Source organism: Hyphobacterium sp. (assembly GCF_965217055.1).
Taxonomy (GTDB): Bacteria; Pseudomonadota; Alphaproteobacteria; order Caulobacterales; family Maricaulaceae; genus Hyphobacterium.
The window spans coordinates 136537-150052 of sequence record NZ_OZ244227.1 but is presented as its reverse complement, the minus strand read 5'-3'; the positions used below and the strand labels follow the sequence as shown (position 1 = coordinate 150052).

Genomic DNA, 13516 nt, shown 5'->3' with positions numbered 1-13516 from the left:
GTAATTCGCTTCAGGGACGAGTCATGCCCGACACTTCGAAACGCTCCGATCTGTCCGCCTTCGACCGCGAAGCGCTGGATTTTCACAGCAAGCCGACCCCCGGTAAGCTGGCACTGCAGCCGACCAAGCCGATGAGCACGCAGCGCGATCTATCGCTCGCCTATTCGCCGGGTGTCGCCGTGCCGGTGAAGGAAATTGCGGCCGATCCCGACACCGCCTACGATTACACCTCCAAGGGCAACATGGTTGCCGTCGTGTCCAACGGAACTGCCATTCTCGGCCTCGGCAATCTGGGCGCCATGGCGTCGAAGCCGGTGATGGAAGGCAAAGCTGTGCTGTTCAAGCGCTTTGCCGATATCGATGCCTTCGACATCGAGGTCGACTACACTGACCCCGATCAATTCGTGGAATGCGTGGCCGGATTCGGCAACAGCTTCGGCGGCATCAATCTGGAAGATATTCGCAGCCCGGAATGCTTTGATATCGAGCGCCGCCTGCGCGAACGGCTCGATGTGCCGGTTTTTCACGACGACCAGCACGGCACGGCCATCATCGCTGCGGCTGGCCTGATCAACGCTTGCGAACTCTCGGGCAAGAAGCTGAAGGACCTCAATGTCGTGCTCGTCGGCGCCGGCGCGGCGGGCCTGTCTGTGATCGAGCTTCTGCAATCGATGGGCGTCGACAAGGACAAGACGATCGTCGTCGATATTGACGGTGTTGTTTACGACGGCCGGGAAGGGCTGCATCCGCGGCTCGCGAGCCAGGCCGTGAAAACCAGACTCCGCACACTGGAAGACGTCGTGAAAGGCGCCGACTGCCTGATCGGCCTCTCAGCAGCAGGTGTTGTCACGCCGGCCATGGTCAAGTCGATGGCCAAGAAGCCGATAATTTTCGCCATGGCCAATCCGGAACCGGAAATCCGCCCGGAAGTGGTCAAGGACGTACGCAAGGATGCGATCATTGCCACCGGCCGCTCGGATTTCCCCAACCAGGTCAATAATGTCCTCGGCTTTCCCTATATCTTCCGCGGGGCACTCGATGTGCGTGCGCGCACCATCAATGAAGAGATGAAGATAGCTTGTGCGCAGGCGCTCGCGGCGCTGGCACGAGAGGATGTCCCTGACGAGGTTGCAGCCGCTTACAAGAAAGGCCGCATGCAATTTGGTCCGGACTACATCATCCCCACGCCTTTCGATCCCCGCCTGATCTCGCATATCCCGCCTTGCGTGGCGCGCGCGGCGGTGGATTCCGGCGTCGCCCGTATCGAGGCGCGCGCCGACGACGAATACCGCCAGTCGCTGGCGCGCCGCGCCGATCCGACTGCCGGATTGCAGCAGCGCGTTTCGGCGGCGATCCGCGCCGAACCGAAAACCATTGTCTTTGCAGAAGGCGAGGCGCCTAGCGTGATCCGCGCCGCGCACGCCTTTCAGTCGCAGGGGCTGGGCAAGGCAATCCTCGTCGCCCGCGAGGAAATCGCCAAGGCCAATATGCGAGAGGTTGGCGTACCGGACGATGCGCTCGAGATCTGCAATGCGCGATTGTCGGATCACAATTATGATTACGCGCAATTCCTCTACAAGCGCCTGCAGCGCAAGGGATTCCTGAAACGCGATGTACAGCGCCTGGTGAACACCAACCGCAATGTCTTCTCTGCCTGCATGGTGAAGATGGGGCAGGCCGACGGCATGGTGACCGGCGTCACCCGGCATACCAACATGGTGATGGACGATATCCGTCTGGTGCTCGACCCGGTGCCGGGGGGGCGCATTGTCGGCATCAATGCCGCGATTTCACGTGGCCGCAACCTGCTGATCGGTGACGTGCTCGAGACGGAATTCCCGTCCTCCGAGGAACTCGCCGACATTGCCGTGGAGATGGCCGCGACAGCACGCCGATTCGGTCTGACGCCGCGCGTTGCCTTCCTGTCCTATTCCTCCTTCGGCAACCCGCCGGGCGAGCGCACAGAGAAAATGTCCGGCGCGGTGAAACTGCTCGATCAACGCGACGTGGATTTCGAATATGAAGGCGAAATGGCGGCCGATGTCGCGCTCGATCCGGACCATCACGATCTCTACCCGTTCTCGCGCCTGACGGAGCCGGCGAACGTGCTGGTCATGCCCGCCGTGCATTCGGCCTCGATCGCCACGCGCCTCCTGAAGGCGGCGGGTGCCGCCACCGTGATCGGTCCGATCCTGGTGGGCCTGGAATGCTCGGTTCAGGTGGCGCGGCTCGGGGCCCGTGTCTCCGACATCGTCAATCTGGCTGGCCTGGCGGCGTATGATCCGTCGAGGGCAGCGCTGTAGGGAAAGAACGCGACCTCAGCTCACCCCTCATCACACAAACGCATATCAGCCATCAGCTTTTCGTGACGTGCAATCACGGGCAAACGCCCGTATATCCGCGGGGATTGTTGAGGGGCATTGAATGGCTGGACGCGCATCCCGGGACATGACCGAAGGGCCTGTCTTCGGTCACATTCTCCGCATGATTATTCCCATGAGTTTCGGCATCGTCGCCATGATGCTGACCGGGGTCATCGATACCTATTGGGTCGGTACGCTCGGTACCAGCCAGCAGGCCGCCGTGCAGCTCTCATTTCCCGTCACCATGCTGGTGATGAGCATTTCGATCGGGCTCGGTGCGGGGGCCGTGTCGGTGGTCTCCCGCGCTGCAGGCGAGAAAGACGACACCATCGTGCGCCGCACCGCCACGGACGCGCTCTCGCTTTCAATCCTCGCCGTCGGACTGGTTTCCATTCTCGGCGTCATCTTCGTCGAACCGCTGTTCCGGCTGATCGGCGCGTCGGATACCATGATCCCGCACGTCATCGACTACATGACGGTGTGGTTCGGCGGTATCGTTCTGATCGTCGGTCCGATGGTCGCCAGCAACATCCTGCGCGCCCTCGGAAATGCCGTCCTGCCCTCGATGATGATGATCGCCGCTGCGGTGGTGAACATGATCCTCGACCCGATCTTCATCCTCGACGAAATCTCGCTCGGATGGGCCGGAATTGACTGGAGCATGGCGGCCCTTGGCTGGGGTGTCTCGGGAGCAGCGCTTGCTACCGTTGCCGCCAATGCCGTGACGTTTCTGATGATCGGCAGCTATCTTGTTTTCCGCGAGAAACTGATCGATTTTACCTGGCACGGGTTTGACGAATTGCTTCACAATTGGGGCGAGATCGGCCGCGTCGGCCTGCCGGCCGCAGCCTCGAACACTTTCAATCCCTTTGCCCTCACCATCGTCATGGGCGGGCTTGGCATGGCGCAGTTCGGCGATGCCGCTGTGGGCGGTGTCGGCGTGGCTGCGCGCCTCGAAGCGTTCGCCATCGTGCCGCTGTTTGCGCTATCGGCCTCGATCGGTCCGGTCACCGGCCAGAACGGCGGCGCCGGCATCACCGCCCGTGTGCGCGAAGCCTTCGCCAAGAGCTTCCTGTTCTGCCTCGTCTGGTCGCTGGCCATGGCGGTGATCATTCTCTTGCTGTCACGCTGGCTGGCGCCGGCCTTCCTGCCCAGTGAAATGGGCCAGGAAGTCGCGCGCACCTATTGGGGTCTCGTGACGCTGACCATTGCCGGCTACGGCATCTCGATGGCCGCCAGCGCCGGTTTCAACGGGCTCGGTCGGCCGAGTTTTGGGGTGATGATCACGTCCAGCCGCGCCATCATGATGGCTGTCTTCGCGGTGATTGGCGGCATCGTCATGTCAGCGCCCGTCGGTGTGATCGCGGGGATCGCCCTGGCCAATATCCTTTCCGGTGCCGGAACGGCGTACTGGGTACTGTTCCGCGGCCCGATGGAGGCCAGCAGGCGCCGCAAGCGCAAACAGGCCGCGCCGGCAGACGCTGAGCCCGTCACCGACGCGTCAGAATGACAGCCAGCTCCGGTTTCCCGTTCAGTGAAGGGTGCGGGTAGGGCGTGTAGTCACCCTCCGGCCAGTCCCAGCGCTCGACGGGGAAGAGTTCGCGCATCGCCGGGATCGAACAGCCATAGGGCGGTCCGCCCATTTCCGCTTTCTGCATGAAGAGTGCGAACAGCTTGCCGCCCGGTTTCAGCCAGGCGTGAACAGCCGCTTCGTACTCCTCGCGCAGCTTCGGCGGAATCGCGCACAGAAAGGTCTGTTCGTAGACGCCGTCCAGCGGTGTGTCCGGCCGCCAGAGCAGGATGTCCGCCTCGATCAGGTCGGCGGTCAGATCCGCGGCGTCCAGCTGTTGCTGCTGGCAGGCCAGCGCCGTCGCAGAAAGGTCCGCGCCGATCGCCGACTTGTCCAACGCGGCAAAGGCTTTCAGCTCCGGGGCCCGGCCGCAGCCGGGAACGATAATCCTGTCGACGCTGTCGAAATCGCCGGCGTCCCGCCAGGCCTTGAAGGCCGGGTGCAGGCCCGGCCGCTCCCATGGCGTGGTCTCGTCGCGGAAGCGCTGCTCCCAGTCCATGGGCGAACGGTCGGTCATGGCGGCTTCCTCGCGGCCTGCGGTGGACGCGCAGCTAGCAGCGGCTAGATTGGCAGCTCAACGGGGGATCGCAGCTCATGAAACGCAAAGCCTACAAGGACGCCTTGCTCAAGGCCCAGATTGATCTGGTCGACCTCCAGCGCCATGTGATCGCGGAATACAAGCGGCTGCTGGTCATTTTCGAAGGGCGCGACGCCTCGGGCAAGGACGGAACGATCAAGCGGATCGTGGCTCATCAAAGCCCGCGCGAGACCCGTGTGGTGGCGCTTGGAAAGCCGACGGAGCGTGATCGTTCGTCTTGGTATTTTCAGCGCTATGTCGAGCACCTTCCGGCAAATTCCGAGATCGCGCTGTTCAACAGGTCCTGGTACAACCGCGCGGGCGTCGAAAAGGTGATGGGCTACTGCACGGACCGTCAGTACGAGGCCTTCCTCGCCGATGTCGGTCCATTCGAGCAAATTGTCGTCGATGACGGGTTGATCCTCCTCAAATACTATCTCGATGTTACAAAGTCGGAGCAGGCGGCCCGCCTCGAGGATCGTCGCCAGAACCCGTTGAAGACCTGGAAAATCAGCCCGATCGATGCCGTCGCCCTGGAAAAGTGGGATGATTATTCCGTCGCTCGCAACCGCATGCTCGCCGCCACGGGCGATCAACAGACCTGGCGGGTGGTTCGCGCCGACAACAAGCGCGAACTTCGACTCGCCGTAATCTGGGATATCCTGCGCTCGATCGATTGCGGCGGCTACACTCATGCTGTGCCGGACCGCGATCCCGACATGTTGCGCCATTGGTCGGGCAGCGAAGCGGATCAAAGCTTCCTGGCATCCTAGGCCGAAGACTGTTGCGCCCCGGCGCGACTTCCCCTTATGAAGCGGCACCGGTGCACATGCGGATGTGGCGGAACTGGTAGACGCGCTGGATTTAGGTTCCAGTGTCTTACGACGTGGAGGTTCGAGTCCTCTCATCCGCACCATTCCAAGTCGGTCTGCCGCGGCAGAAAATTTGATCCGGTGGATCAAGTTGATTCGGTGAATATAGCGCCTTCATTGTTTCCGCTGCGCTCGGTCCGGGCGGCAGGCGGCGCCGTTGCCTTTGCGGGTCGTGCTCGCATGAAACGGTCTCAAGTCTGGTGCATGAGCGGATGCAATCCGGCATTGTGTCGGCGCGAGCTTCGGCCGGCTAGCCAGTCTGTGATGAGAACGAAGCCTGTCGCGACGAAAGCGTCCCGAAGGCCGGCGAACGCAGGGGTGTCCCTTGTGTCACACTTCAGCGGGAATTGGCCACGAAGAGGCGAATCTCCAGAATCCGGTTCGATCCCATACAATTTTCGGGTTAGAAACCCCTTCTCATTTCCATGCGAACGACGTTCGCGAATTGAACGCGGTTATCAAACGTGTCGATCGGGTAGGGGCCCTATTGGTATGCGCGATGCGATTTATACGGGGATCGCCCTGGTTCTTGCTGTCATTGCTGTTGCTCTGACGGTGACCTTCGCGCTGGCCTATGCACGCGGCGAGGGCTGGTTTGATCTCGAGAGCCGGAACTCGCTTTACCAGGAATCCGGCAGCGCGGAAGGCGAAGACGCGGAACACAACTAGTCACCGCACGCATCGAAGTGATCGAATGGCCTGTCACGGACCCTGCCGGGACGCCCCGAGACCCATGGCCGAAACAGCCTCGACGAATACGGCGTCGCCGCGCAGCCTGTCGAACGCCGGATCGAGGCGCTCAATGGCCGCGTCGATTTCGCACACGGCAACGGCCCCGGAAAAGGCCTGCACGGCTTCGTCATCTTGCCCGAGTTCCGCCAGCAATACCGCCTGGGTCGACGACACGACGATCGTTTTCGACGGCCATGTCGACTATGCGGGCGGCCGCATCGTCATGCGGGATTTTTTCCGCATCACCGACCGCGGCCAGGGCGGCGAACAAGTGCTCAGCAGCACGACGACCTATCGCCGTATCCATCCCCTAAATGATCAGGAGTAAGAATATGAACCGCATTCTGAAGGTTTTCGCCGTGGCAATGGTCATTGCGGCAGCGGCCCCGGCCCATGCCCAGCACGATGATCGCAGTGCGCTCGCCATTCATATGGCGCACATGCTGGAAGGCAGTGCGCAATGGCGTGCCCCGAACCCGGATCACGAGCCGGGCAATGATAACCGGCCCGAATTCTTTGGCGTGAACTGGGCGTGGGGCGCCAATGACCAACATCTGATCGGCGAAGTCACCGGATCTATGCTGACGGACGCGTGGCTCGTTACCATTCGCTTTATGCGTTTTTCAACCCGGTGACCCAACGTGTGGTGATGCAGCAGGTTGATTGGGATGGTACCTTTTCACAGGGTGATCAGGACGTTCGCACGGAGCCACTCGGCCCTGGCGATATCGAGACTGTGGAGATGCTGGCGTATGCGTCCGACGGAAGTGTCAGCTTCACGCGTCATCAGGGTGCGATCATCGACCGGGCGAGCCGCAGCATGAACCTCTATAGCCGCAATGCCGACGGCGACTGGGAGCTCGTCCGCGAATGGGTGTGGCGCTTGCACGAGCCCGAATGACGTAATCCTGGCAGGCGATCGAGCCTCACTGCATTGCTTCCCGCTCACGCCCGTTGCATAGGGCAGGGCGCCGTGACATAACCCGCGGCTTCACGGCGCGGAGTCGCATTGCTCGGCGCATCGATCAATCATGCCAGGACTGACATAATGCAAGTCAATGAAAAAGCCGCCGAAGGCTTGAGCCGCACGCTGGAAGTCGTGATCCCCTCCAAGGATCTGCAGGCTCGCCTCGACGCCAAAATCGAAGAAATCCGCCCGCAGGTTCGCCTCAAGGGCTTCCGCCCCGGTAAAGTCCCGGCGAACCACATCCGCAAGGTGTTTGGCGAATCCATTCTCGGCGATCTGCTGAACGACGAATTGCTGCCGCAATCCATCGATTCGGCGCTCAGGGAGCGCTCGATGGAGCCGGCTTCCCAGCCGCAGATCGAGCTCAAGAGCGAGCCGAAAGAGCTGATCGGCGGCGCCGATTTCGCTTTCGAGATTCGCGTTGACGTGATGCCGGCATTCACCCCGCCGGAGCCCAAGGACCTCAAGATCCAGCGCCCGGTGGCGGATATCGAAGACCAGCAGATCGACGATGCGCTCGCCGAGCTCGCCAAGGAAAGCCGCGCCTTCGAAGCGAAGAAGGGCAAGACCGCCAAGGCCGAGGACGGCGATGCGGTCGTGGTTGATTTCGTCGGCAAGATCGACGGCGAGGCATTCGAAGGTGGTTCCGCAGAAGATGCGCGTGTGGTGATCGGCGATGGCGCCTTCATTCCGGGCTTCGAGGAACAGCTCAAGGGCGTCAAGAAGGGCGACGAGATCGAGCTCAAGGTAACCTTCCCGGAAGAATACCAGGCCCAGCACCTGGCCGGCAAGGAAGCCGTGTTCGAAACCAAGGTGAAGGCCATCGAGGCCCCGGCCGAGTCAAAGATTGACGACGAACTGGCAAAGCGCCTCGGGCTCGAGAGCCTCGACCAGCTCAAGGACGCGCTGAAACAGCGTTTTGAACGTGAGCATGCTGGCCAGTCGCGCATGCGCGCCAAGCGGGCCTTGCTGGACGCACTCGACGACGGTCAGAAATTCGATCTGCCGCCGACCATGGTCGATCAGGAATTCGAGAATATCTGGCGCGAAGTCAGCCATGCCTTGGAACACGGGCATCTCGACGACGAGGACAAGGACAAGTCCGAGGACGAGCTGAAGGCAGAATACCGCGCGATTGCAGAACGCCGCGTACGTCTTGGCCTGGTGCTGGCGAAGATCGGCCAAGGCTCCAATGTCGAGGTAACGCAGGAAGAACTCGCGCGCGCCATCAACCAGGAAGCCCAGCGCTATCCCGGTCAGGAACAGCAGGTCGTCGAATTCTACCAGAAGAATCCGAATGCCGTCGCCCAGATCCGCGCCCCGCTCTACGAAGAGAAGGTCGTCGATTACGTGCTTGAGCTGGCGACCGTCGAAGATGTGCCGGTGAGCCGCGAGGCGCTGTTCTCGGAAGAGGACGACATTCTCTCCGGCGCCAAGAAGCCGGCGAAGAAGGCTACCAAGAAGGCTCCGGCCAAGAAAGCGTCAGCCAAAAAAGCCCCGGCCAAGAAAGCCGCTGCCAAGTCTGACGCAAAAAAGCCCGCCGCCAAGAAGGCGCCGGCCAAGAAAGCCGCTGCCAAGAAACCGGCTGCGAAAAAAGCGCCTGCAAAGAAGGCGGCTGCCAAGAAAAGCTGACTCGAAACACGCAAAGCTGTCATCCAGTAGACGCCCCGCCTTGCGCGGGGCGTTTTGCCTCGCGATATTCATCTCCAGCTGATCGATCCGAATCGGACAGGCGTCCTGCCTGCCCGCCTTGCTAGCTGGAGTGCGCGATGAGAGATCCCGAAGACGTCATGATGAATCTCGTTCCCATGGTGGTGGAGCAATCCAGCCGCGGGGAACGGGCCTACGATATCTATTCGCGGCTCCTGAAGGAGCGCATCATTTTCGTGACCGGTCCGGTCGAAGACAATATGGCGAGCCTCATCGTGGCCCAGCTCCTGTTCCTTGAGTCGGAAAACCCGAAAAAGGAAATCGCCATGTACATCAACTCGCCGGGCGGTGTGGTCACCTCCGGCATGGCGATCTACGACACCATGCAATACATCCGCAGCCCCGTGGCGACGGCCTGTATCGGCATGGCTGCTTCCATGGGCTCGCTGCTCCTTTGCGGCGGTGCCGAGAACATGCGCTCCGCAACCCCGAATGCCCGCATCATGGTGCACCAGCCCTCAGGCGGTTTCCGCGGCCAGGCTTCGGACATCGAGCGTCATGCCGAGGACATCATCAAGACCAAGCGCCGGCTGAACGAAATCTACGTCAAGCACACTGGGCGAACGTATGAAGAAGTTGAGCAGAAGCTTGATCGCGACACCTTCATGTCGTCGGAAGAGGCGCGCGACTGGGGCCTGATCGACCATGTCTATGCGTCGCGGGAAGAGCAGGCAGGCAGCAAGGAATAGGCGTTGCACCGCTGATCAACACTTGCTCAACACGGTTGGCATATGATCGAAAAGGGTGTGTGATTACGTTTCGCTAAGCTTCGGCCCCGATCTTGCTACACCAGAAGGGGCGGACACGAAGCATTGGTGTGACGTGCCAGAGAGACAGGCGGGCAGAGTATGAGCAAATCATCGAACAATGGCGGCGAGGCCAAGAACACGCTGTATTGCTCCTTCTGCGGCAAGAGCCAGCACGAGGTGCGCAAGCTGATCGCCGGCCCGACCGTGTTCATCTGCGATGAATGCGTCGAGCTCTGCATGGATATCATCCGCGAGGAGAACAAGACCTCGCTGGTGAAGTCCAAGGAAGGCGTGCCGACACCGGGCGAAATCTACAAGGTCCTCAATGATTACGTGATCGGGCAGGATCAGGCCAAGCGAGTCCTCTCGGTCGCCGTGCACAACCACTACAAGCGCCTCAACCACGCCACGCAGAACCAGGATGTCGAGCTCGCCAAGTCCAACATCCTGCTGATCGGTCCGACCGGTTGCGGCAAGACGCTGCTGGCACAGACGCTGGCGCGCATCATCGATGTACCGTTCACCATGGCCGATGCGACGACGCTCACCGAGGCCGGCTATGTCGGCGAAGACGTCGAGAACATCGTCCTGAAGCTGCTGCAGGCCGCCGACTACAATGTCGAGCGCGCCCAGCGCGGCATCGTCTATATCGATGAGATCGACAAGATTTCCCGCAAGTCCGACAATCCTTCGATCACGCGCGACGTTTCGGGTGAGGGCGTGCAGCAAGCCTTGCTGAAAATCATGGAAGGCACTGTCGCCTCGGTACCGCCGCAGGGCGGCCGCAAGCATCCGCAACAGGAATTCCTGCAGGTCGACACGACCAATATCCTGTTCATCGTGGGTGGCGCGTTCGCCGGGCTCGAGAAAGTCATTTCCCAGCGCGGCAAGGGGTCGTCCATCGGCTTCGGCGCAGATGTGAAGGATGCCGACGAACGCCGCACGGGCGAGATTCTGCGCGAAGTCGAACCTGACGATCTGCAGCGCTTCGGCCTGATCCCGGAATTCATCGGCCGCCTGCCGGTAATCGCGACGCTCGAAGACCTTGACGAGGGCGCGCTGATTCAGATTCTGACAGAACCGAAAAACGCTCTGGTCAAGCAGTATCAGCGCCTGTTCGAGATGGAAGGCTCCAGCCTGACCTTTACCGACGACGCGCTCGTGGCGATCGCCAAGAAGGCGATTCTGCGCAAGACCGGTGCCCGTGGACTGCGCTCCATCATGGAGGGCATCCTTCTAGAAACCATGTTCGATCTGCCGGGCATGGAAGGCGTCGACGAGGTCGTCGTCAATGGCGATGCCGTGGATGGTGGCGCCAAGCCGCTCTTCATATATGCCGAGAAGGAAGCGGATGAGAAGGCCGACAAACGGCCGACCGCTTCCTGACGAACGGCGCACGCGGACGGTTGAAATCCGCCGCGCCAACAACCAATTGGGTGATGAAGCTGGGAAAGCTGTGCAAGACGCGACGTCGTCGCGCTTGCCGGTCCGCGAATCATATCAGCATAAGGCTGTCGCGGCCCGATCGTCAGGAGAGTATCGTTAATGACCGAAACCAAAATTCTTCCATTGCTGCCACTGCGCGACATCGTCGTGTTTCCGCACATGATCGTTCCGCTCTTTGTGGGACGGGACAAGTCGGTCGCGGCGCTGGAAGAGGTCATGCGGGCCGACAAGCAGATTTTGCTCGCGACCCAGAAGAATGCCGGAGATGATGATCCCGATGTCAACAACATCCATTCCATGGGTGTCGTGGCGTCGGTTCTGCAATTGCTGAAACTGCCTGACGGCACAGTGAAAGTGCTGGTTGAAGGCGGTTCACGCATCCGGATCGAGCGTTTCCTCGACAATGCGGCCTATTTCGAGGCCGAGGCCGAGATCCTGCCGGAAGAGAGCGGCGAGGCGGCCGAGATCGAAGCGTTGATGCGTACCGCATCACAGAAGTTCGACGACTACGTCAAGCTCAACAAAAAAGTGCCGCCGGATGCGCTGGCTTCGATCAAGGAAGTTACTGACCCGGCGAAACTCGCGGATGCTATCGCCGCACATCTGGCCGTAAAGATTTCCGAAAAGCAGGGTTTGCTTGAGGAGCGCAGCGTTTCGCGCCGTCTGGAGATGGTGATGGGCCTGATGGAAGGCGAGATTTCCGTCCTCCAAGTCGAGAAAAAAATCCGCAGCCGCGTCAAGCGCCAGATGGAAAAGACGCAGCGCGAATATTATCTCAACGAGCAGATGAAGGCGATCCAGCGTGAACTAGGCGAGCCGGATGACAGCCGCGAGGAACTCGCCGAGATCGAGGAAAAAATCGAGAAGGCGAAGCTTTCCAAGGAAGCCCGCGAAAAGGCCGAAGCCGAGTTCCGCAAGCTCAAGCAGATGAGCCCGATGTCGGCGGAAGCGACGGTCGTGCGAAACTATCTCGACTGGATGACGTCGCTGCCCTGGGGCAAGCGCAAGCGCCTGAAGCACGATCTGAAAAAAGCCGAGGCGACGCTCGACGGCGATCATTACGGGCTCGAGAAGGTCAAGGAGCGCATCCTTGAACATTTGGCCGTGCAGGCGCGTGCAAGAAAGCTCAAGGGGCCGATCCTCTGCCTCGTTGGACCGCCCGGCGTCGGCAAGACCTCGCTCGGCAAGTCGATCGCCAGGGCAACCGGGCGCGAATTCGTGCGCATGTCACTGGGTGGCGTTCGCGACGAGGCCGAGATTCGCGGTCATCGCCGGACCTATATCGGCTCCATGCCGGGCCGGATCATCCAGGCGCTGAAAAAGAAGAAATCGACCAATCCGCTCTTCCTGCTGGACGAGATCGACAAGCTCGGCGCGGACTATCGCGGCGACCCTTCGGCCGCGCTTCTCGAAGTGCTCGATCCGGAGCAGAACTCGACGTTCGCCGATCACTATCTAGAAGTCGATTACGATCTGTCCGACATCATGTTCGTCACCACGGCGAACTCGCTGAACATGCCGCAGCCGCTCCTCGACCGGATGGAGATCATCCGCATCGCGGGTTACACCGAGGATGAAAAGGTCGAGATTGCGACGCGGCACCTCTTGCCCAAGCAGATCAAGAATCACGCCCTCAAGGAAGGCGAATTCGAGATCGAGGAAGAAGCGATCCGCGACCTCATCCGTTACTACACGCGCGAGGCCGGTGTTCGGAATCTTGAGCGTGAGCTTGCCAATCTGGCGCGCAAATCGGTTCGCAGGATCGAGAGCGGCGAGACCAAATCGGTCGTTATTTCCTCGAAAAATCTCGGTGATTTCGCTGGCGTGCGGAAGCATCGCTTCGGCGAGACCGAAGGCGAGGACAAGATCGGCGTCGTCACCGGCCTTGCCTGGACCGAAGTCGGCGGAGATCTCCTGACCATCGAGGCCGTGAAGATGGCTGGCCGCGGAAAAATGACCGTCACCGGCAATCTCCGCGATGTGATGAAGGAGTCGATTTCCGCCGCGAATTCCTTCGTGCAGGCGAGGGCGCCCAAGCTCGGCGTCAAGCCGACCGTGTTCCGTGCAACGGACATCCATGTCCACGTGCCGGAAGGCGCTACGCCCAAGGACGGGCCGTCAGCCGGTATTGCCATGATGACGGCGATCGTCTCGGTGCTGAACCAGATACCGGTGCGCAAGGACATTGCCATGACAGGTGAGATCACCCTGCGTGGCCGGGTCCTGCCGATCGGTGGATTGAAGGAAAAGCTGCTGGCCGCGTTGCGGGGTGGCGTGAAGACCGTCCTCATTCCGATCGACAATGAAAAGGACCTCGCCGAGATCCCGGACAATGTGAAATCGGGTCTCGAGATCATTCCGGTCTCGACGGTCGAGGAAGTGCTCGAGAACGCGCTGGTCACACCGATCACGCCGGCCGAATGGACGGAAGCCGACGAGGCCGCTCTCGCAGCCCTGTCGACCACTCCGCCCGCAGGCTCGCCCGGCAGCCAGGTCGCGCACTAGGCACCGGATAATTCACGAAGGCGCC

Annotated in this window: 12 protein-coding genes and 1 tRNA gene; 12 read left to right on the top strand and 1 reads right to left on the bottom strand. The window is 61.0% G+C overall.

The window, feature by feature from the left end; translation table 11 throughout:
- The first annotated feature begins 23 nt into the window (after nt 1-23).
- Nucleotides 24-2303: an NADP-dependent malic enzyme gene (locus ACOOFN_RS00710; protein ID WP_420432662.1), complete on the top strand. Its 2280-nt coding sequence runs from the start codon at nt 24-26 to the stop codon at nt 2301-2303.
- Between the two features lie 121 nt (nt 2304-2424).
- Entirely contained in the window at nt 2425-3873 is a 1449-nt protein-coding gene (locus tag ACOOFN_RS00705; protein WP_420432660.1) for an MATE family efflux transporter, read from the top strand.
- Here ACOOFN_RS00705 and ACOOFN_RS00700 read toward each other — a convergent pair.
- Nucleotides 3854-4450, bottom strand: a complete 597-nt coding sequence (locus ACOOFN_RS00700) for a methyltransferase domain-containing protein (RefSeq protein ID WP_420432658.1) — start codon at nt 4448-4450, stop codon at nt 3854-3856. The two genes, ACOOFN_RS00705 and ACOOFN_RS00700, sit on opposite strands and share 20 nt — an antisense overlap.
- A gap of 77 nt (nt 4451-4527) precedes the next feature.
- Here ACOOFN_RS00700 and ppk2 point away from each other — a divergent pair, with 77 nt between their 5' ends.
- From ppk2 to lon, 10 genes are all read left to right on the top strand, one after another.
- Nucleotides 4528-5283 (top strand): polyphosphate kinase 2, encoded by a 756-nt coding sequence (gene ppk2 / locus ACOOFN_RS00695; protein WP_420432656.1) that lies wholly within the window; start codon nt 4528-4530, stop codon nt 5281-5283.
- Between the two features lie 58 nt (nt 5284-5341).
- Nucleotides 5342-5426: transfer RNA gene (locus ACOOFN_RS00690), tRNA-Leu, on the top strand.
- Between the two features lie 448 nt (nt 5427-5874).
- Nucleotides 5875-6051, top strand: coding sequence for a hypothetical protein (locus ACOOFN_RS00685; protein ID WP_420432654.1), 177 nt, complete (start codon nt 5875-5877; stop codon nt 6049-6051).
- A gap of 64 nt (nt 6052-6115) precedes the next feature.
- On the top strand, nt 6116-6442 hold the full coding sequence (locus tag ACOOFN_RS00680; RefSeq protein WP_420432652.1) for a hypothetical protein: 327 nt from the start codon (nt 6116-6118) through the stop codon (nt 6440-6442).
- Nucleotides 6443-6446: 4 nt separating this feature from the next.
- Nucleotides 6447-6749 carry a hypothetical protein gene (locus ACOOFN_RS00675; protein WP_420432650.1) on the top strand — a complete coding sequence of 101 codons (303 nt, stop codon included), beginning with the start codon at nt 6447-6449 and terminating at the stop codon, nt 6747-6749.
- A gap of 14 nt (nt 6750-6763) precedes the next feature.
- Entirely contained in the window at nt 6764-7015 is a 252-nt protein-coding gene (locus ACOOFN_RS00670; protein ID WP_420432648.1) for a hypothetical protein, read from the top strand.
- Between the two features lie 147 nt (nt 7016-7162).
- Complete coding sequence (gene tig, locus ACOOFN_RS00665; RefSeq protein WP_420432646.1) at nt 7163-8713, top strand: trigger factor; 1551 nt, start codon at nt 7163-7165, stop codon at nt 8711-8713.
- Nucleotides 8714-8850: 137 nt separating this feature from the next.
- Nucleotides 8851-9480, top strand: coding sequence for an ATP-dependent Clp protease proteolytic subunit (locus tag ACOOFN_RS00660; protein WP_420432644.1), 630 nt, complete (start codon nt 8851-8853; stop codon nt 9478-9480).
- 159 nt (nt 9481-9639) lie between these two features.
- Complete coding sequence (clpX, locus tag ACOOFN_RS00655) at nt 9640-10926, top strand: ATP-dependent Clp protease ATP-binding subunit ClpX (protein WP_420432642.1); 1287 nt, start codon at nt 9640-9642, stop codon at nt 10924-10926.
- Nucleotides 10927-11085: 159 nt separating this feature from the next.
- The gene (lon, locus tag ACOOFN_RS00650; RefSeq protein WP_420432640.1) at nt 11086-13491 is read left to right on the top strand and encodes an endopeptidase La; all 2406 of its coding nucleotides are present in this window, start codon (nt 11086-11088) and stop codon (nt 13489-13491) included.
- The last annotated feature ends 25 nt before the right edge of the window (nt 13492-13516 follow it).